This is a genomic window from Marivirga salinae, assembly GCF_030503855.1.
In the GTDB taxonomy this organism is placed as follows: Bacteria; Bacteroidota; Bacteroidia; order Cytophagales; family Cyclobacteriaceae; genus Marivirga; species Marivirga salinarum.
In genome coordinates this window covers 565704-586495 of record NZ_CP129971.1, presented here as the reverse complement: position 1 = coordinate 586495, position 20792 = coordinate 565704, and the positions used below count along the sequence as shown (strand labels likewise).

At 35.1% G+C, this 20792-nt stretch carries 18 protein-coding genes; 11 read left to right on the top strand and 7 right to left on the bottom strand.

Features of this window, described 5'->3' with window-relative positions; all coding sequences use genetic code 11:
• The first annotated feature begins 16 nt into the window (after positions 1 to 16).
• On the top strand, positions 17 to 400 hold the full coding sequence (locus QYS49_RS02560) for a GxxExxY protein (protein ID WP_308350071.1): 384 nt from the start codon (positions 17 to 19) through the stop codon (positions 398 to 400).
• Positions 401 to 540: 140 nt separating this feature from the next.
• Here the strand turns inward: QYS49_RS02560 and QYS49_RS02555 are convergent, their stop codons facing one another.
• Together QYS49_RS02555 and QYS49_RS02550 are read right to left on the bottom strand one after the other, a co-directional pair.
• Positions 541 to 1953: an aldehyde dehydrogenase family protein gene (locus QYS49_RS02555; RefSeq protein ID WP_308350070.1), complete on the bottom strand. Its 1413-nt coding sequence runs from the start codon at positions 1951 to 1953 to the stop codon at positions 541 to 543.
• 485 nt (positions 1954 to 2438) lie between these two features.
• The gene (locus tag QYS49_RS02550; RefSeq protein WP_308350069.1) at positions 2439 to 2879 is read right to left on the bottom strand and encodes a 3D domain-containing protein; all 441 of its coding nucleotides are present in this window, start codon (positions 2877 to 2879) and stop codon (positions 2439 to 2441) included.
• A 756-nt stretch (positions 2880 to 3635) separates the two neighbouring features.
• Between QYS49_RS02550 and QYS49_RS02545 the strand changes: the two genes are divergently transcribed.
• Genes QYS49_RS02545 through QYS49_RS02525 form a run of 5 tightly spaced genes read left to right on the top strand, consistent with a single transcriptional unit; the run spans position 3636 to position 9750 of the window.
• The gene (locus tag QYS49_RS02545; protein WP_308350068.1) at positions 3636 to 4205 is read left to right on the top strand and encodes an RNA polymerase sigma factor; all 570 of its coding nucleotides are present in this window, start codon (positions 3636 to 3638) and stop codon (positions 4203 to 4205) included.
• A complete protein-coding gene (locus tag QYS49_RS02540; protein ID WP_308350067.1) occupies positions 4202 to 4948 on the top strand; it encodes an energy transducer TonB in 747 nt (248 codons plus the stop codon). The genes QYS49_RS02545 and QYS49_RS02540 overlap by 4 nt, the downstream gene beginning before the upstream one ends.
• A gap of 12 nt (positions 4949 to 4960) precedes the next feature.
• On the top strand, positions 4961 to 7435 hold the full coding sequence (locus QYS49_RS02535) for an FG-GAP-like repeat-containing protein (protein ID WP_308350066.1): 2475 nt from the start codon (positions 4961 to 4963) through the stop codon (positions 7433 to 7435).
• A gap of 6 nt (positions 7436 to 7441) precedes the next feature.
• Complete coding sequence (locus QYS49_RS02530; protein ID WP_308350065.1) at positions 7442 to 8941, top strand: PorP/SprF family type IX secretion system membrane protein; 1500 nt, start codon at positions 7442 to 7444, stop codon at positions 8939 to 8941.
• 32 nt (positions 8942 to 8973) lie between these two features.
• Entirely contained in the window at positions 8974 to 9750 is a 777-nt protein-coding gene (locus QYS49_RS02525) for a TIGR00266 family protein (protein ID WP_308350064.1), read from the top strand.
• A 114-nt stretch (positions 9751 to 9864) separates the two neighbouring features.
• Here the strand turns inward: QYS49_RS02525 and QYS49_RS02520 are convergent, their stop codons facing one another.
• Complete coding sequence (locus QYS49_RS02520; protein WP_308350063.1) at positions 9865 to 9993, bottom strand: hypothetical protein; 129 nt, start codon at positions 9991 to 9993, stop codon at positions 9865 to 9867.
• Positions 9994 to 9995: 2 nt separating this feature from the next.
• The gene (locus QYS49_RS02515) at positions 9996 to 10643 is read right to left on the bottom strand and encodes a DUF4230 domain-containing protein (protein WP_308350062.1); all 648 of its coding nucleotides are present in this window, start codon (positions 10641 to 10643) and stop codon (positions 9996 to 9998) included.
• Positions 10644 to 10690: 47 nt separating this feature from the next.
• Between QYS49_RS02515 and QYS49_RS02510 the strand changes: the two genes are divergently transcribed.
• On the top strand, positions 10691 to 11713 hold the full coding sequence (locus QYS49_RS02510; RefSeq protein WP_308350061.1) for a radical SAM/SPASM domain-containing protein: 1023 nt from the start codon (positions 10691 to 10693) through the stop codon (positions 11711 to 11713).
• 205 nt (positions 11714 to 11918) lie between these two features.
• Positions 11919 to 13124, top strand: a complete 1206-nt coding sequence (gene gldJ / locus QYS49_RS02505) for a gliding motility lipoprotein GldJ (protein ID WP_308350060.1) — start codon at positions 11919 to 11921, stop codon at positions 13122 to 13124.
• A 120-nt stretch (positions 13125 to 13244) separates the two neighbouring features.
• Here the strand turns inward: gldJ and QYS49_RS02500 are convergent, their stop codons facing one another.
• Positions 13245 to 13409: a hypothetical protein gene (locus QYS49_RS02500; RefSeq protein ID WP_308350059.1), complete on the bottom strand. Its 165-nt coding sequence runs from the start codon at positions 13407 to 13409 to the stop codon at positions 13245 to 13247.
• A 134-nt stretch (positions 13410 to 13543) separates the two neighbouring features.
• Between QYS49_RS02500 and QYS49_RS02495 the strand changes: the two genes are divergently transcribed.
• Positions 13544 to 13993: a hypothetical protein gene (locus QYS49_RS02495; RefSeq protein WP_308350058.1), complete on the top strand. Its 450-nt coding sequence runs from the start codon at positions 13544 to 13546 to the stop codon at positions 13991 to 13993.
• A 411-nt stretch (positions 13994 to 14404) separates the two neighbouring features.
• On the opposite strand, the gene QYS49_RS02490 is transcribed toward QYS49_RS02495, so the two are convergent.
• Entirely contained in the window at positions 14405 to 16180 is a 1776-nt protein-coding gene (locus tag QYS49_RS02490; RefSeq protein ID WP_308350057.1) for an ABC transporter ATP-binding protein, read from the bottom strand.
• 9 nt (positions 16181 to 16189) lie between these two features.
• Positions 16190 to 16936 carry a tRNA pseudouridine(38-40) synthase TruA gene (truA, locus tag QYS49_RS02485; protein ID WP_308350056.1) on the bottom strand — a complete coding sequence of 249 codons (747 nt, stop codon included), beginning with the start codon at positions 16934 to 16936 and terminating at the stop codon, positions 16190 to 16192.
• 210 nt (positions 16937 to 17146) lie between these two features.
• On the opposite strand from truA, the gene QYS49_RS02480 reads away from it, so the two are divergent.
• Positions 17147 to 17536, top strand: a complete 390-nt coding sequence (locus QYS49_RS02480) for a hypothetical protein (RefSeq protein WP_308350055.1) — start codon at positions 17147 to 17149, stop codon at positions 17534 to 17536.
• Positions 17537 to 17787: 251 nt separating this feature from the next.
• Complete coding sequence (locus QYS49_RS02475) at positions 17788 to 20739, top strand: glycosyltransferase family 117 protein (protein WP_308350054.1); 2952 nt, start codon at positions 17788 to 17790, stop codon at positions 20737 to 20739.
• Positions 20740 to 20792 lie beyond the last annotated feature (53 nt).

Sequence of the window (20792 nt, the reverse complement as noted above, 5' to 3'; positions counted from 1 at the left end):
TTAAACAACCAAAACCATGTCCCTAACTGAAAACGAAATCAGCCGATTAATACTCGATTGCAGTTTTAGAATCCATACCGAATTAGGACCAGGAATATTCGAATCTGTTTATGAAGAAGTATTATTTTATGAACTTCAAGAAGAAGGCTTAGAAATCAAAAGACAATTTCCGATTCCAGTTCAATGGAATAATAAAACCATGGAAATGGGATTCAAAGCTGATTTGATTGTTGAAGACAAAGTAATTATTGAACTTAAATCAATAGAGTCATTGCAAGCTGTCCATAAAAAACAACTGTTAACTTATTTGAGATTAAGTGGTATTAAATTAGGCTTGCTGATAAACTTCAATGAAAACCTGCTTAAAAACGGCATCAAAAGAATAGTTAATGGCTTATAATTCCTAACAAAGTATTTAATTTCATTTTTAACGTTGCGTTAAACTTTGCGCCTTAGCGCCTTCGCGTGAAAAAACTCTCGCTTTAGCGAGGAAAAAAAGCCTTTCCGTGCGATTCCTCTGCCAGCTGGCGGGTTAGCGGGCTATTTCATCAAAAACCGAATCAACTTCATACTATTCTTATCAAAAGGAGGATATTTTTTCCTTAGATCGAACCAAGTGCCTGATTTCAGGATGGATTTCTCATTGGAAAATGCCATAAAACCTGCTTTACCATGATAACTACCATTCCCACTATTACCAACCCCACCAAAAGGTAATTCAGGATTGGCCAAGTGAACAATCGTATTATTAACAGACCCTCCCCCAAATCTCACTCTATCCAAGAAATAATTTTCGGTTTTTTTATTAGAAGTGAAAATATAAAAAGCCAATGGGTCAGGATTTTTTTGGATAAAATCTAAAGCCTCCTCATTTGTTTTATAAGAGAAAACAGGAAAAATTGGACCAAAAATTTCTTCATGAAATAAGGAATCCTCTTCCGTAATTCCTTCTATAATAGTCGGTTCTATTTTCCTTTTTTCATCATCAAAAGCCCCACCAAAAACCACTTTTCCTTCCTTCAAGTAGGATTTTAATTTATCATATCTTTTTTGATTTACAATTTGAGCTAAATCTTTGCTTTGAGTAGGTGAAATACCATAAAACTGCATAATAGTAGCTCGCAGTTCATCCACAAATTCATCTTTTATTTTCTCATGAACCAATAAATAATCAGGCGCAACGCAGGTTTGCCCTGCATTAATTAATTTCCCGAAAACTATTCTGCGGGAGGCTACAGTCAGATTCGTCTTTTCATCTATGATGGCAGGTGATTTACCACCCAATTCCAAAGTGACCGGAACTAGTTGTTCTGCCGCCATTTTTGCTATTATGCGCCCAACTGGAACACTTCCAGTAAAAAACACATGATCAAAACGGTTGTTTTCCATCAGTTCTGGCACCACTATTCTGCCTTCTCCCATAATCACAGCCAAAAACTCCTCTTTGAAATATTGAGGAATTAGTTTCGCAACTAAGTTTGAGGTATGCGGGGTTTCTTCTGGTGGTTTAATGATGCAAGTATTCCCCGCTGCTATGGAAGCAATAACCGGTGCTAGCAATAATTGGAAAGGATAGTTCCACGGGCCTATCACCAAAGTCACTCCTTTTGGCTCATAAATAATTTTACTTTTTGAGGGGAAATGAATTAGTCCAGTACCCACCTTTTTTGACTTCATCCATGACTTCAAATTTTTCAAAGTGAAATTGATTTCATCGTACAAAAAACCGATTTCTGTCACATATGATTCAAAATTTGGTTTGCCAAAATCCTTAGATAAAGCCGACATGATGTTTTGTTCATGGGCTTTGATCATCTCTTTCAATTTCAACAATTGAGCTTTCCTGAAATCGTAACTTTTGGTCGCTTGGGTATTAAAAAATGCTTTTTGCGCCTGAAATATAGCTGATTGTTTATCGAGAGGCGTGTTAACTATTGCCGGGGCTTCTATCATTTTGTTTGCTTTACTATCGGTTTAGAACATTCAATTTATCATTTTAATTCTAAATTCGGAAAGGCAGTTGAATTTTAGTGTTCTAAGTAGAAAAGTCCTAACTATTTTAGAATAACGGTCAGACGCTAATTGTCTTGAATTTGACTCTTCAGTAAAAGATGAGTTGAGAATGTTAAAGGAAGATGGGAACCGTCACTTGGCAAACAGTCTGCGTCCACACGGTCTGACGGGTTCTAAAAAGCCATTTGAGAATGGTGAATTTCCTTAAAGCAATAATCTTCAAACAATGCTCTAATTCCGTCTGACCATTTTGTTGCAAAAGGAAGCGAATAAGTTTTGGCTAGGATTTGCTATGTGTAACTGCTGCTGCGAGCTCCCCAACTGCTGCTGCAAGCTTCCCAGCCTGGTGCGAGCTTCCCAGCGCTAGTGCGAGCTTCCCAGCTCGTACTTCGTACCCTAGTTATTTTCCTATCTACTTACTCTCTTTATTGCACTTCCACAGTATCAACAGGAATATAAATCTTAACTTCTTGTTTACCCCAATTTCTTGCAGCCTCTTCATCAAGGCCCATATAGATGTCAATTTTACGGGTCCATCTCTTATTCATCTTATCCAGCACTTCATAGGTGCCGTCTAGCCCTTCAATTTTGACTTCAGAATTATGGCCCAATAAATCTTCTTTTAGAAAGTCTCTCGAAATTGCAATGGCCTTCATGCCTGGCTCCAAAGTGTCTCCCCAAGTGGCAAGCGCAGGATTTCCTTTTTTGGTTTGTGCTTCAACGGAATTATAGGCTGTTGCGGTTACTTGAATAGTATCATATTGAATTATTTGGCTTTGCTCATCTGATTGATTTCCAGAGCTACAGCCAATGAAAATGGATCCAATTATTGTTGTTAAAACTACCTTAGTAAAATTATTCATCATCAATTAATCTATTTTGTTCTACTTATTTAACAAACGAATTTTGATGATGTTCAGATTTTATTATTTCCAGCGCTTTTACCACTGTTACGAGCCAATGTCGTTAAGTTAAGAGATACTGCTCTAGTTTAATACTTTTACACCAGTATGAGACTTCAGAAATGAATACAAATCGCTATTAAAAAAAGGCTAGAAATATTTATTGAATAATGGGTAATAAAGAAACTTTTGCTGTCTTATTATTCAGCGCCAGAGTCGCCAGTAATCATCACCATCCAGAGGATGGCGATAGATAGCAAAGGGTTACGTCCGCTAGCCTCCGGCTAGTGGAAACTACTACCGCCTCTGGTGGATTTTAAGACTATTAGTCCTTATTGAAATAAGTAGGAAAATTTGGTCTGACGCTTTCAAAAAATAGAGTTGAAATACTAAATTTTCCCATTCACTGAAAATTGAATACGAAATTCTAAGCGTCTGACGGATACTATTGTGGTTTACAAATTGAGGACTTCAATTATCGGTCAGACGGTTCCAACCGTCAGACCAAATCTACTTCTACTTCCGGTCTGACCTGCTGCGTTACTGACCTAATCATCCAACACCTATCACCCCACACCCAACCGCTGCCGCGAGCTTCCCAGCGCTGCTGCGAGCTTCCCAGCTCGTACCTCGTACCTCGTATTAATAATTTAAAATATTTCACCAAAGCTGTATCTTTCCTGACCCCTTTGTATTATAGGGGTAAATGAATAGTAAAAAGTGGATGAACTCGTAAACTATAGCGAAAAGTTAATGCAAGAAGCCTCTGAAAAAGAATGGATCGAAAGGGCAAAGGAAAATCCTAGGTGGTTTGAGCCTCTATACGATAAATATTTTTCTCAGATTTTCAGATTCCTTTATAAAAGGCATGCAGATGAAATCGTCACTGCTGAGATATGCTCAGAGGTTTTCTATAAAGCCTTAATCAAAATCAAGCATTATAAAGATAAAGGCTTTCCTTTTTCTTCATGGCTCTACAAAATTGCATTAAATGAATCTAATCAGGCATTTAGAAAAAAGAAATATCACAGAGTCATTCCACTTGATCTATTGAAATCAGAAAATCTATTTGACGAATTTCCTTTAGAAGATTCTCAACATGATGTTGAAGCACTCAAGTGGGCAGTTCAAAGCCTAAAACCGAAAGAGTTAGACATTATAGAACTACGGTTTTTTAATGAGATGTCCTTTAAAGAAGTCGCCCGAGTACTCAACATCACAGAAAATAATGCCAAAGTTAAGTGTTATCGCATATTGGATAAGCTAAGAATTAAAATGAATGTAAAATGAAAAGTCAATATCAAAATATAGAAGATTTACCCAGCTTATCGAATGATGATATTGCTAAGCACAAGAATTTTAAAAATATCTTGGATAAGCGAACGGAACATATCCAGAAGAATCTTGAAACAAGAAAGAAGCTGTTAAAGGTTGGGATTTTTTCAGCTATCATTGGTGCAATAACAATAGGTTTGATTTATTGGAAAGGGCTGTTTTTGCAAAAAGCCGAAACTGGTGCAGTAGAAATAAATAATGTAGAAAATGCTATTTCTTCTAAAGAAGCCCAAAAGCTAGAGTTCCCAAAAGCAGAAAGCGATAAGGGGATCAAAAAAAATGAAAAAGAAGTTCCTAATCCGTCAACAAAGGCAAGCAAACAGCCAAAGAATAATGAAAATGACATAGAGAATAAGCAAACTCAAAATTCCGAAAGGCCGAGTTTCCAAATGGGCTATGAAAAGGCATTTCCAACAGTAGGAATGGATTCATTATCAAATTACTTTAATAAACAGCTAAAATATCCTGAAAAGGTGGATAAAAAACAAGGAATTGAAGGGACAGTAAATGTCATTTTCACCATTACTAAAGAAGGAGATGCTTCAAAAATAGAAATTCAAAATTCTTTGGGAGAAGCATTTGATGAAGAATGCATTAGACTGATTTCAAATATGCCACAGTGGGAACCAGCTGTGCGAAATGGCAAAGCAGTTGATTCAAAAGTGAGCCTTCAACTTTCATTTAATATTGAAAAATAAAGGACAAAAATTATGAAAAAGCTATTAACCTTATTTTACGCCCTAATTTTATTGCAGCCACAATTTACTTCTGCGCAAAATATGCAAAAAGTAGATTCTGCTCAGCTTTCTGTCGAAACCATTATTAATTCACATTGGCTGGATATTGATAACAATGCAGAACATGAACTCATATTGCAATCCAATATTGGAGCAGATAGTACAATTATCACCACTTTCAATTGGGAGAATTTAAGTGAAGACAGCCTTACAACTCCAATTTTCACTGCCTTTCCAATTGGGATTGAAGATCTCGACAATAATAATCAATTGGATATTATTGGATTCACTAGAGATAATTCAAATCAAATATACCTGAGTGTTTTATCTCAAATAGATGGACAATTTGAAATCGGTTTTCAAGAGCAGTTTGAGGGTGTCCAGCAGTTATATATTCAAGATTGGAATAAAGACGGCTTAAAAGATATATTGCTATTGAAAAATTCAGCGGATTCTTTAGAATTGTCAATCTTAAAAAACAGTGGGAATGGATTCAATTCAGAACCTGAATCTTTGATAACATTAAGCAAACATTCCCAAATTAATTTTTTGGATATTAACCAAAATGGCAGAATGGATATTTTGGTTACTTCAAATGAATCCAATGTGCCAATTACGCCCTTAATTTACTCGAACCACATAGATTCAATAGATGTAAAAGAATCAAAACTTCCACAAGCCAATTACAATAGTATTGGACTGGGCGACTATAATCATGATGGCAAACTGGATTTTTTCTCCACCTATAAAAGCAATAATGACGATGCTCAACATGCAGTTTTCATAAATGATAGCATTGATTTTGAAAATTATATTTTAATAGATTCCCCTGCTTTTGAAGTTGAAAAAAGCTTTTTAGCTGATTTTAATGCGGATGGCTTAACGGATATTTTTATAATGGATAGTACAAAGTCTGCAATTATTTATCAAAAGGAAGAAGAAGCTTATGAATTTGGAATAGTAAGTGATTCCATGATGTTGCATTTCAACTTTTATGATCAAAATAGAGATGGTAAGTTAGATATGAGCTCCATCTCAGAAGTAGATAGCACAGGGAATTTCATTTACTATTGGGAAAACAAGACGCTAGAAGAAAATTCACCTCCTTATGTACCCAGCTTTCATATTGCTTTTCAGACTGCCAAAGGAGTCGCTATTGTTTGGAATGATTCAGATGATGATCATACTGCTGCAGATAATATTACTTATGATGTTTTTTTAGGTAAGAATTCATTTAATACTGATTTTTTAGCACCAAATTTTGATATTAATAATTCCAGCAGGTTGAAAACCATGAGAGGTAATAACTACTATGGGAATGAGCTGAAGTTTGATAGTCTTCCTGCAGGAACTTACAGCTATGGTATTCAACCAATTGATAATTCATTGGTAGTTGCTATTCCAGAAGGCAGTTCAGGAGATTTTTGCCCTGTGGAATGCGGTGGCCGATACATAGCATGTGGTGAATTTGAAATATGTGAATCTATAACTGAAAACTTGATGAATACATGCATTGGTAAAACCATTACATTGGGAGATTCATCTGTAATGCGATATTGGTATTCTGAACAAAAGGGATTTTTAGGCACATCAGATACCTTGACATTGGAAGTAAGTATGGGTGAGATAATTTACGCAAGAGATGTTGATTATGTAGATTGTGGGAGCTATCAAAGTTACAAAATTCAAATAATTGATGAATCTGATTTTAAGATTGAGGATATTGTAATATGTGAAGCTGAAGAAGTAGCTTTAAACTTCCCTCAGCAAGTAGATAGCCTAAAGTGGTTTTCTGCAACGTCAGGCTTTATTTCTAATAAATTTTCAACTAGTATTTTCATAGAGAAAAATGAGTTGATCAGCTTTGAAGCTTACTTAAATGGCTGCTTAATTGAAGGTCAATTCTCCATAAATATTGACAATAGTAAAGTAGAGATTACCAATAATACTGTTGAAATCAAGAGAGGCGGAAGTGTTCAATTGAATGCTATTGGAGCTGCAGAATATGAATGGAATCCAAGTCAGGCATTAGGTCAAAACAACATATCTAATCCAGTTGCCTCACCACAAGTCACTACAAAATTCACAGTAAAAGGGGTTTCGGCTCTTGGTTGTGTTACTTATGATTCTGTGGAAGTAAAAGTACTGCAGGAAGCCTTTATCCCTGAATTATTTACCCCTAATGGCGATTCAAAAAATGACAATTTGCGGATTTATGGGCTAGTGGATGTGGCTCAATTTGAATTTATAATTTATGACAGGGAAGGTAATATTGTTTTCAAGACCAATAATCATGAAATGATGAATACTTCTGGCTGGGATGGGTCAAAAGCAGGAAGTAAAGCTGAAGCAGGTATTTACTTTTGGCAAGTAAGGGGAAGTTATAGTGATGGAGCACCTATTCAACTCAATGGGAATCAAAAAGGAAAGGTTTTACTCAGTAAATAAACCGTCATGAAGAAAGCATTCATCACAATTTTTTTGGGTTTAATGGCAGGAAGTTTATTAGGGCAAAATTTCATGCATTCTTTGTATAAATACACTCCTAATAGAGTGAACCCTGCTTTTGCTTCTACTGATGATTATCAGAGCGGGACTTTCATATTCAGAAATCAATATACTACTGAAGATATTGAATTCATGACCTCCTATGCTGAATTTAATCAACCCTTTTTCAATGAGGAAAGAAGATGGTCGGGTCTTTCGGTTTCATTAATGAATGACCAAAGTAATGGTATTGATATCTATTCTTTCAATCAAATAAGTGCTTCTTATGCTATAAATGTTCCTTTGAGTAAATATTCTGAGATGTCAATAGGACTCAATTCAAATTTTCAAAGTAAGACGCTTAAAACAAATCAATTGACAACCGGTAGTCAATATGTTGAATATTTTGGATTCGACACCAGTTTGCCAAGCGGAGAAAATCAGAGCGTTATAAATAAAAATTATATTTCTTTTGCTTTAGGTCTCCATTGGCAAAAGCTCGATCGTTATGGTAAAAGTTTGTTTTCAGCAAGTTATGCACTTCATAATTTAAACAAGCCAGAAAATTCTTTTTACGAAAATAGTAAGAATAGATCTCCATTTTTATCAATGTTAACTGCCTCAGCCACCATAATGGAGAATTATCAATGGCATATCAAGCAAGATTTGCTTATACGCCACGAAGGGCCAGTTACGGAATTAATTACTGGCCCATCCTTTAGCTATGCTATTGGTAATATGCGAACGGAATCAATTAAAACCATGATGAGATATTCTACCGCAAATAATTTTATGTTAGGGGCAGTTTATGAATCTGAAAATATTTCAATAGGAGGGAGCTATGACCTTAATATCCTGAAAAATAACATCAGTAATAATAGCACTTTTGAAGTAATGCTTTCCATCAAAAGACTAAAAAGACCAAAGCGAAAAAGTAATTTCAGATTCAATTCAGAACCCTCTGAAGATAAGGAAAATGATGATGAAGAACAGAAATCTGACAATACGAAAAACAAAAAAGAAGAAGATACTACGGAAAATCAAATAAGGGAAGATGATGAACATGAAATTGAAACTATAAAAGTTAATACTTCAGCAGGAGTTGTCACCTATCTTCCTCATGAATTGGAAGATTTAAGTTATGATTTTCATTTTGACTTTGATGATATCAATCTCAGCAAAGAAGACGAAAAATACATTCGCGAAATGACTGAGATATTAAGGCAAAATGATAGAGTGAAAGTAAAATTAACCGGCCATACTGATGGGATAGGCACAGAGGAGTATAATATGAAGCTATCCTATGATCGTGCTAAAAGAATTGGAATGATATTGTATAAAAATGGAGTGTCTAAAAGCAAAATTAAGTTGGTTGCCAAAGGTGAAAGTGAACCGCTGTCCACTAATGAAACAAAAGAAGGCCAAGCCCAAAACAGAAGAGTGCAAATGCAATTGGTTTATGAATAATTTATTATTTTAGCCTCATAAACTTTAAAATTATGCATGCACAATCACACGAAGTAGATTATAAAATTTTAGGAGATGGAGTTCAACTAGTGGAAATCGAATTAGATCCACAGGAAACTGTAATAGCGGAAGCAGGAGCTATGGTTTATATGGATGACTCCATTTTATTTGAAACCAAAATGGGTGATGGTTCCAACCCAAATGAAGGCTTTTTAGGCAAACTAATGTCTGCTGGAAGCCGAATATTTACTGGCGAGTCCTTATTTATGACGCATTTTACTCATCAAGGACAAGGAAAAGCACATGTAGCTTTTGCAGGTCCTTACCCAGGAACCGTTATTGCCTTGGATTTGAAAAACCACTACAATAATGAGGTGATCGTACAAAAAGACGGATTCTTATGTGCGGCCATGGGAACAAAAGTTTCCATCACATTAAATAGAAAAATCGGATCTGGTTTATTAGGTGGCGAAGGCTTTATCCTGCAAAAGCTCCAAGGAAATGGAAGAGCTTTTGTACATGCCGGAGGAACAGTTATTGAAAAGCAGCTGAACAACGAAACTTTAAAAGTGGATACGGGATGCGTGGTGGCTTATGAATCATCTTTAGATTTTGATATTCAAACCAGTGGAGGCATTAAATCTATGCTTTTTGGTGGTGAGGGAATATTCTTAGCCACTTTAAGAGGTACAGGGAAAGTATGGTTACAGTCTATGCCTATTAGAAAATTAATACAAGCCATAGCGCCTTACAGCAAAAACTCCAGAAAAGAAGGGGGATCGTTATTAGGTGAATTTTTGGAGAGGTGATTTTTTCTTGTAGAGGCAGGGTATGCACTGCCTCTATAAAAAATCTATATCTCTTTTAGACATATTTTATTCCATTTTCTTCTATTTCCGGTCTGACCTGCGGTACTGACCTAATCATCCTACACCCATCACCCAACATCCAACCGCTTGTGCAAGCTTCCCAGCTCGTACCTCAAACTTCCGACTCCTAGCTTCCATCTTCCAACTTTCACCGCTGGTGCGAGCTTCCCAGCTCGGATCCATCCCTAATCCAACTCAAACCGAATAGCCTCCGGTTTTTCAGAAAAATTCAAAATAACAGTGACGCCTGTAATATTTTCTAAGAAAGGTTTCAACACGCTACTGCTCATATTTTTGGCATCTGCCAATATTCCAGACTGAAGAGCGGCATCTTTAATTTGTGCCTCTGCTTTTGCATAGACCTCATCCACAAAATCGGCTGCTTTTTTATTGTCGGAGCTAGTTTTTAAATCATAAAATTTACTATTCTGTAAATTCACTTTGTAATAACAAATTTCAGGCTGGGGTAGATTTACAATCAAGGTATCCTGTTTTAATTCTATATCTTCTTTTTTGATTTTTTGTAAATCAATACAAGCAACGGCTTCTCCTTGAGCAATTAGAATCGCTTTCTGGTCTTGCCCACCTGGAATATAGAAATAACCTAAGTCTAGATAGCGCTTGGCTACATTCTCCATTTCAACTACTTCCTTATAGTTATATTTCACCAGTTCTAATTTGCCAAGCTTTTCTATTTCTTGAAGGACTAAAGTGCTTTCAAATTGACTTTTTTCCGGAGTGGTAAAATCCCCTAATCTTTTGAGCCATAGAAAAACTAAAAGTACTAAGACAATTATCCAGGGAATTAATCGAAGGATTGCTTTAAAGTTCATGGGTATTTATTAAGTTCGTTTTTGCGTTGAGCATCAAAATATAAAAAATGCATTTTAAAGATAGCCTTAATCTACTGAAAAAGATAACTTTTAAAAAAGCGATGAACGCCTTTTTATTATGGTCAAGCTATCATCAATCCAAAAATGCTAAAGTTTCCCGAATAAAAGGAAAACCAATTTCAATAGCTATTGAGCCTACAACTTCTTGTAATTTAAGATGTCCTGAATGCCCCAGCGGTTTGCGTTCCTTTTCACGCCCGGTAGGAATGTTAAAAGCTGAGACTTTTGAGAATATGTTAATGCAATTAAAGGAGCATTTAATTTATATGTTGTTTTATTTTCAAGGAGAGCCTTATGTCAATAAGAATTTTTTGGATTTAGTAAAAATTGCCTCAAAGCATAATATTTACACTGCCACCTCAACTAATGCCCATTTTTTGGATGATGAGATAGCCAAAAAAACGGTGGAAAGTGGTTTGGATAGATTAATTATCTCAATTGATGGAGCTACACAGGAAACTTATGAATCCTATAGAATAGGAGGAAAGCTAGAAAAAGTATTAGAAGGAACTAGAAATGTGGTGAAATGGAAGAAAGAGTTGAAATCTAATACACCACATATTATTTTTCAGTTTTTGGTAGTGAAACCCAATGAGCAGGATATTCCTGAGATCTATAAATTGGCGGATGAATTGGGGGTAGATGAGGTGAAATTAAAAACAGCACAGATATATGACTATAAAAATGGTTCTCCGCTAATTCCTGATAACCCGAAATACAGTCGATATAGAAAATTAGAGAACGGATTTTATGCTATTAAAAATAAATTGTTAAACCAATGTTGGAAAATGTGGCACAGTTGTGTCGTAACTTGGGATGGAAGAGTTGTCCCTTGTTGTTTCGATAAAGATGCCACTCATCAACTTGGAAATTTGAATCGGGATAGTTTTGCTTCTATCTGGACTGGAGATGCTTATCAGGAATTTAGAAATAAGCTTTTAAAATCGAGAAGTGAGATCGATATTTGCACGAATTGTACGGAGGGCACTAAAGTTTGGACAGAAGAGTGAAACAATAAAGCAAATCCGATAGACGTTTTAGTGTAACTGATTTAAAATTATTACATATTGGTCGAATTTGTATTAAAATACTTTAAAATTTCATTTTAATAGTTGAATTTAGTGTTTGGTAAGCTTATATTTACCAATTATTTATATATTGCATTGATATATAAGTGATTAAACAGTGTATATTAAACGAATACAATAACAGGATATGAAAAAGTGTGTGTTTAGAATCCAACATGCCATGCTTGCAGTAGCAGTAGCTTTATTGTTTGCTTGCGGCAGTGGCAACCCGACAGCCAAAGGGCCGGGAGTATTAAGTACGGCAACAGGTCTAGAATATAATAGCGAAGAAGGCTTTCAGGTGGCTGAGTTTCGTGGACAGCCTGATGGACCGAATTTAGTTTATATTGAAGGAGGTAGAACTGTTTTAGGTTCTTTTGAAGAGGATATCCTTCATACAAGAGATAATATTGAGAGAACAGTTACGGTTTCTTCATTTTACATGGATGAAACGGAAGTTGCCAACATTCACTGGCTAGAGTTCTTACACTATGTTCAATTAGATTCTTCTAGAGATTATTATGAGTCAGTAAAGCCAGACACTACTGTTTGGGCTAGAAAATTGGCTTATAACGATCCTTATGTAGATCATTATTTGAGATACCCAGGTTTCCGTTATCACCCAGTAGTAGGTGTTAGCTGGGAGCAGGCTAATGAATATGCCAAATGGAGATCAATAATGGTAAATTATAAATTAGCTGAAGAAGCAGGTATTGAAGTTCCGGCTGAATCAGGTGGTAGAATTCCATTAGAAACAGGTGTTGTTTTACCTGATTATCGTTTGCCTACTGAAGCGGAGTGGGAATATGCTGCTACTGCTTTAATTGGTACGCAATGGGTTGATGAAGTTCAGCTTTATAAAAGAATTTATCCGTGGGATGGTCACTCATTAAGAAACCCTTACGGAAAAGAAATGGGTTACTTCCTAGCCAACTTCAAAAGAGGTCGTGGTGATTATGGTGGTATCGCAGGTAAATTGAATGATGGCGCATTCGTAACTGACTATATTTATAACTATCCGCCAAATGATTATGGTCTTTATAACATGGCTGGGAATGTTAACGAATGGGTATGGGATTTATATCGTCCACTTTCATTCCAAGATTTCGAAGATTTAAATCCAGTTAGAAGAGACGGTACTTTAGATCCTCAAAGTGATTATGACAATGGAGCTAGAGATCCAAACTCGATTAATTCATTAATCAATGATAATATTAGAGTTTATAAAGGTGGTTCTTGGGCAGATGTTGCTTATTGGTTATCTCCTGGTACTAGAAGATTTATAGAACAAGATTCATCTACAGCTACTATCGGATTCCGTTGTGCTATGATTAGAGCTGGTGGAAATAAATAATTGATATTCGTTTAAATTATCTTTAAAAAAGGCAGTCAAATTAATTTTGACTGCCTTTTTTAATTTATACTGAAATTTCATACAAATAAGAGCGGGAATTATCACTAGATTTTTAAAAAGTTATCCTCCGCAACCCATGAATTTCTTGAAATCCATATCTTCAGGTATAATTCCATTTCTTTCCTCGTCTGGTTCCTTTTCAGTGGACTCCTCTTTTTCTTTCTTTAACTCTTTATTTTTTGTGTTAGAGGCTTCTTTTTTCTTTTGGTGGCTTTCTTTTTCCATATAGTAAGATACGATTTCTCAATAAATTAAGTTTCTCATGCTTAATGAATATCTACTGATAGCAGACTAGGAGAAATATTTACTTTGTGAATTTCCTGCCTTTTCGTATCTTTTGACTTTAATAATTCAATCTTATGCTCAGAAAAAGAATTTTTGTTGGCCTTGCCATTAGCTTAGCTCAAATTTTATTGTTTTATGGGGTTTATCAATTACTTTTTTTATTTGAGCCTTTTTTTAGTGATGAAACAAAAAGAACTGTCTTTGAAAACTTATTCCTTGATTGGTTTTTCAATGATTACGTCTTGGTTTTTGGTTTACTAATTGTTTTGCAAAACACCCTCATTATTATTACATGGCGTAAGAATTGGACATTTATCCTCAGAATAATTACTAGTATTCTCCATGCTCTTTTTTGGATTCAAAATATGGACACATTATACAGTGAGTCTCTTATTTTAGGGGGGACTGGTATTTTACTTATTTGGCTAGGTCCTGTTTTTGAAACTATGTTAATAACTGCATTTGGTATCAAACACCCGTATAGAGAAAGAGAATTTTACGAGGATTTAGATCAGAAGAAATAGCTAAGAAGCCTGATCTTGATTCAACTACAAAAGTTAAATTGAAATTCTATCGCTAGCGTCCCGCTAGTGATGGTTACTATTGCCTCTGGCAAAGAATAAATAAGGCCTTTGTATATCTTCTCTGACCAATTATTTATAGGCCATTTTTAAAAACGATTTTATGAGAGATCCTTCAAACCTCAAGCTATCCGATATAATCTAGTTTTTGATTTTTCTCTTATTGAGATGCTGAATTTAAACTTGCTGGCAGCAAAACAACCAATAAAATCCGCCTGATGCAGCAGTAATATCCACCAGCCGGACGCTAGCGGAAGAAAACCTTTTCAGTCTATCGCCATACTCTTGGTTGTGATAGGCTACTGGCGCCTCGTTCGATAGTAAAACTGCTCAATTTACAAAAACATCCTATTACTAAGAAGCCATCTCTTTATACTGCATATTATGTAATTGATGGTAGAAACCACCTTTATCTAATAGCTCTTGATGAGTGCCGGTTTCCTTGATTTCTCCTTTGTCCAACACAATTATTTTATCCGCTTCTTGTATAGTAGATAATCGGTGAGCTATCACAATACTGGTTCTTCCTTTCATCATCTTTTCTATGGCATTTTGTATCATTTCCTCCGTTTCCGTATCCACAGAAGATGTTGCCTCATCCAACACAATAATTTTAGGATTATAAACCATAGCGCGAACAAATGATATTAACTGCCTTTGTCCTACTGATAATGTAGCCCCTCTTTCCATCACGTTATAGTCGTATCCGCCCGGTAGTCTTTCAATAAATTTCCTTGCACCTACTAATTCAGCGGCATCTTTTACTTCCTGAAGACTAATATTAGGGTTTCCTAAAGTGATGTTGTAGAGAATAGTATCTGAAAACAGAAAAACATCTTGCAATACCACTCCTATATTTTTACGCAATGCATATAGGTCATATTCCTTCAAATCTCTTCCGTCAAGCGTAATTTCTCCTTTTTGAATGTCATAAAAGCGGCTCAATAAATTAATAACAGATGATTTTCCAGCGCCTGTGGCCCCAACTAATGCTACGGACTGACCTTCTTTCACCTCAAAGGAAATGTTTTTCAATACTACATCTTCTTCATTGTAAGCGAACTCTACATTTTTAAATGAAATATCTCCTTTAACTTTTTCAGGTGCGTAATCTCCATTATTAGGGATGTTTTCTTTGCTGTCTAGCAAATTTAAAATTCGTGATGAACTTACAATTCCCATTTGCAACGTGTTAAATCTATCAGCTATTAAACGGATGGGTCTAAAGAACATCTGAATATAAAGAATGAAGGCAATCAACATCCCTAATGTAATGCCAGTTTCTACTTCATTTACTACTCCTTTTGCTCCATACCAAACCAATAAACCAATTCCGGTTGCTTGAATTACTTCCGCTACAGGGAAATAAATGGAGTAATATAATACCGAGCGTATGTTAGCCTTTTTATGTTCGTTATTGATCTTTTTAAATTCCTCGTATTCTCTTTTTTCTGCAGTAAAAATTTGTACGATAGACATGCCTGTTACATGCTCTTGCACAAAAGAATTTAGATTAGAAACAGCATTTCGCACTTCATTGAAAGCGACTTTTACTTTCTCTTTAAAAATATAAGTGCTTAAGAAAAGCAATGGTAGAGTTGCCAGTGAAACCAATGTAAGTTTCCAGCTCATGGCAAACATCATCCCGAGGATAAAAAGGATTTGGAGAATATCACCAATCATGGCAGCAAGCCCTTGACTAAAAACATCTGATAAGGTCTCTACATCGGAAACATTTCTTGTTACTAACCTTCCTATAGGAGTTTTATCGAAAAATTTCAGTCTTAAGCTAAGTAAATGACGGTAAAGCTTAATTCGGATATCACGAATAATAAATTGACCCAACCAACCCGATAAATAAGTGTGTCCATATTGCACTATGGCTTGCATAATAAGTAAACCAACCAAAATCAAGGTCATATTAATTAAGCCTTGAAAATCTCCGTTAGCAATTGGATTATCAATTGCTTTTTGAATAACAAATGGTCTGGCGGGAGCTAAAACTGCCAAAGCTACAGTTAAAAACACCAAGAAATAGAAGCGACCTTGATAAGGCTTCACGAATTTATACAAACGCCTCAGCACGTTTGTATCAATAATATTTCCGCTTTTTATATTGTCTTTCTTCACTAGCTGATTTTATAAATAAATGTCTTTAGGATATTGAACTTCTGTTAAAAACAATCCATTTGCCGGAACGGCTCTACCTGCTGAATTTCTGTCTTTAGCTTTTATAATATCTTCAAAATCTTCTATGCTTATTTTGTTTTGCCCCACATCCAATAATGTACCTACAATCGCTCTCACCATTCCTCTCAAAAACCGATTAGCCTTGATGTGAAAAACCAATGATTCTTGCTCTTGTTTCCAAAAGGCTTCAAATATATCGCAGTTAAAGGTAAAAACATCTGTTTTCACTTTGCTAAAACTTTCAAAATCTTGATAGTTCAACAATTTTTCTGCGGCTAAATTCATTTTATCAATTGCTAGATCGTAAGTGAAAATATATGCTTGGTCAATAGCAAATGGGTTTTTTTCAGTCACAATATGATATTGATACGCCCTACTTGTGGCATCAAAACGTGCATGGGCTTCATCTTTTACTTGCCAGACATGCTTTAAAGCTACGTCCTTGGGTAGCATTTTGTTGGCTTTATATAAAAGTTGTTCTGCATCCTTCTGCTCACCTGAAAAATCAAATTGAAAAACTTGAGCCGTAGCATGTACGCCACTATCAGTCCTTCCACTTCCCACAATTTCTGATTTTTGGTTTAAAATAGTGGAAAAAACATCTTCAACTTTTTGTTGTACACCTATTGCATTGGGCTGTTTTTGCCATCCGTGGTAGTTTGTTCCTTTATATGCTATGGTGAAAAAATATCTCATAAATAATGAAAGGCAAATTTAAGGGAATTTATAGGAGGGAAGTAATTTTTATTAATTCTATCTATTGAAAAGTTACTTTCATAGTTTGATTTTCTTCTATGAGCTTACTTATTCACCTTAAAGGTCATGCTTTATTAATTTTTTTACCTGATTATTTGATCTTTTCTAGGGTTTATTATTATAAACTTTTTATAAATAAATATTGGTGAGATGAACACAAAACTAATAATGATAAGCAGCTCAATAATTTTATTTGGATTAGGAGTGGTTTTAACATTTACTCCTGATTTGCGGATAGGTTATTTGGAACTTTCCTCAAGTGAAACATCATTACTTCTGTTGCAAATAATAGGAGCCTTATACTTTGCATTTGCTATGTTAAATTGGATGTCTAAAGCAAATTTAATTGGTGGAATATATAATCGCCCGATAATAATGGCTAATTCATCTCATTTTATGATTGCAGGCTTGTCTTTAATTAAAGGCTTATTTTCTGAGCTTAATTTACCATCCATCCTATGGTTTTTAACAATATTTTACATTTTGTATAGCTTGATATTTGGTATCCTATTATTTAAACATCCTATAAAGGATAACTAAAATATTTAGATTCACCATCTATTTAAATAATGCAAGGGGAAAATAGATGAAGAGGTATTCCTCAGAATAATTCTTTTCCTTATGAACTTAAATTTTTAAGAAAATTAAGTGAGTAGTAGAAATAACAAGGGTGTTAAGTGTAAAATTTAGCAATCATCAATGCAATCCCGAATTAATCGCTACGTTCTAATGCCCGAAAGCATGAAATTTCTTATTTTCGCCTCTGTTATAAAAAAACAAAACGATTTATGATGTCATATCAAAAGATTAACAACATCAGTGGCTGGATTATATTCTTAATCGCTTCTGCCGTTTACATCTTCACTTTAGAGCCTGTAGCCAGTTTTTGGGACTGTGCAGAGTTTATTGCAAGTGCTTATAAGTTACAAGTGCCACACCCAGCAGGTGCTCCGTTTTTCTTGCTGATTGGCCGAATGTTCTCCATGTTTGCTGCAAGTGATGTAGAATCTGTGGGTTTTGCAGTAAACTTAGTTTCTGCTTTAAGTAGTGGATTTACCATCCTTTTTATGTTTTGGTCAATCAATTTGCTTTCTCATAAAATATTAAAAATTAAAGTGGGAGAAGCAAATACTGCACAAACCATAAAAATTATCGCTGCAGGAGCAATTGGTAGTTTAGCTTTTACTTTTTCTGATTCATTTTGGTGGTCAGCTGTGGAGGCAGAGGTTTATGCTATGTCTTCATTCTTAATTGCTTTAGTTTTTTGGGCAATGTTAAAATGGGATTTAATTGAGGATGAATCCACTGAAAACCGTTGGTTAATCTTAATAGCGTATATTATTGGTCTATCAATTGGTGTTCACTTATTGAATATAGTGGCGCTACCAGCTTTAGGCTTGATTTACTATTTCAAGAAGTACAAAAATGTAACCTTCAAAGGTATTTTCTTTGCGCTACTTATAAGCAGTGCAATCCTAATATTTATCTGGCAATTCATCATTTTAGGAGTTCCTAACTTGATTGGTCAATTTGAAATTTTCTTTATTAATTCAATTGGATTACCATTTGGATTTGGAGCCCTTATTTTTGCTTTACTTTTAGTTGGAGGAATTTCCTATGGTATTTATTATGCCATTAAAAAAGAGAAAATAACGCTACACACATTTCTGTTAGCATTTACTTTTATTTTAATAGGATATTCGTCTTATTTTATTGTGATGATTAGGTCAAATTACAACCCACCAATTGACCAAAATAATCCTGAAAATGTGATGACACTATTGTCTTATTTAAATAGAGATCAATATGGGTCAAGACCCCTTTTGCATGGTCAGTATTTCGATGCAGAAGTAGTTTCTCAAGATAAAGGAGATCCTGTTTACAGTAAAGGTGAAGAGGAATATGAAATCACAGATCATAAAATCACGACTCAACATGATCCGAAAAGAACCACTATTTTACCTAGAATGTATAGTGGTGCTCCTGGCCATGCAGAAGAATATAGAAGATGGACAGGTTTGCGGCAGAATGAAAAACCCAACTTTGCCGACAACATTAAATTCCTATTCCGCTATCAATTAGGGCATATGTATTTTCGCTATTTGATGTGGAATTTTGCTGGTAGAGAAAGCGATATTGAAGGAGCAGGTTGGAAAACAATGTTCCAGGATACAAGCGAATTGCCTGAAATCATGAGAGAAAATAAGGCACGAAATAATTTTTATATGCTTCCATTTATCTTGGGTTTAATTGGAATTTTCTTTCAATATCGAAAAGATGTAAAGGGCTTTAGCGTAGTAGGTTTATTCTTTTTCTTAACGGGAATTGCCTTAATTCTTTATTTAAATTCCCCAGCAACGGAACCTAGGGAAAGAGATTATATTTATGCTGGGTCCTATTATGCTTTTGCAATATGGATAGGTTTTGGTGTATTGGCAGTTGCTTCTTTATTGGAAAGAGCTATCAAAAAACCTAAAGTTGCAGGCGCTGTAGCAGGAGTGATTTGTTTGATAGTACCAGGAATTATGGCTTCAGAAGGATGGGATGATCACGATCGTTCAGATCGATATTTCTCTGTTGATGCAGCACGAAATTATTTGGCATCATGTGAGCCTAATGCAATCTTGTTTACTGGTGGCGATAATGATACTTTCCCGCTTTGGTTTGTTCAGGAAGTAGAAGGATTTAGGACTGATGTTAGGGTAATTGTATTAAGTTATTTCAATACCGATTGGTATATCAATCAAATGCGCCAAAATGCATATGATTCTGAACCATTGCCAATAACTTTAAGTGAAGAACAAGTGGCGCAAGGAGGTAAAAATGATTATTTGCCTTATATGGCTAATGCGGGTATTAAAGGTGCAATTCCTATAGACCGCTATTTAAGCCTTATCAAAAATGATAATAAGAGCCTTGAAGTACCCACTTCCGTGGGGAGCTACAATATGTTGCCTTCTAAGCAATTAAGCTTGAATGTTGATACTGAGCATGTTAAAAGTTTAGGTATAATTCCTGAAGATAAAGTGGATATGCTTGTGGATAGGATGGTTTGGAATGTGAAAGGAAATGGATTGGAGAAAAAGGATTTAATGATATTGGATATCATGAATGAAAACGATTGGAAACGACCAATTTATTTCAATACTACTTCCTTAAATGGAATTAAAATGGATTTGAGGAAATATGTAGTTCAAGAAGGATTGACATACAGATTGTTACCAATTGAAAGATATGATGTTCAATCAGAATTTGTCAACACAGAAGTGATGTACAATAACTTGATGAACAATTTCCATTTCACTAATACTGCTGACCCGGATGTTTATTATAATGAGAATTATAGAAATTTCTTCTTGAATCATCGCTCAGTATATACAGCATTGGCTAAATCATTAGTAAGTGAAGGGGATGAAAAAAGAGCTTTGGAGGTAATTGATTTTATTATTAAAAAGATTCCGAATGAAGTAGTTCCTTATGATATGACAGCTTTGGATTATATTCAAGTTTATTTGGCAACAGGAAATGAAGAGAAAGCTAATGAAATTATTAACACACTTTGGGAGCAAAATTTTGAACAATTCCGCTACTTAGTAAATCATGAATTGATGTATATGGGTAGAGAGAGGCAAATTAGTTTTGCCATCCTTAGTCAGATTGTTCAAGTAATGAGACAATACGGAATGAACGAACAAGCAGTTGAGTATCAGGATCAACTTAGAGTTCTCTATGAGAAAATGTAAAGTTTAGAAAATTTGATTTATAAAATAGCTCACAAGCAATTGTGGGCTATTTT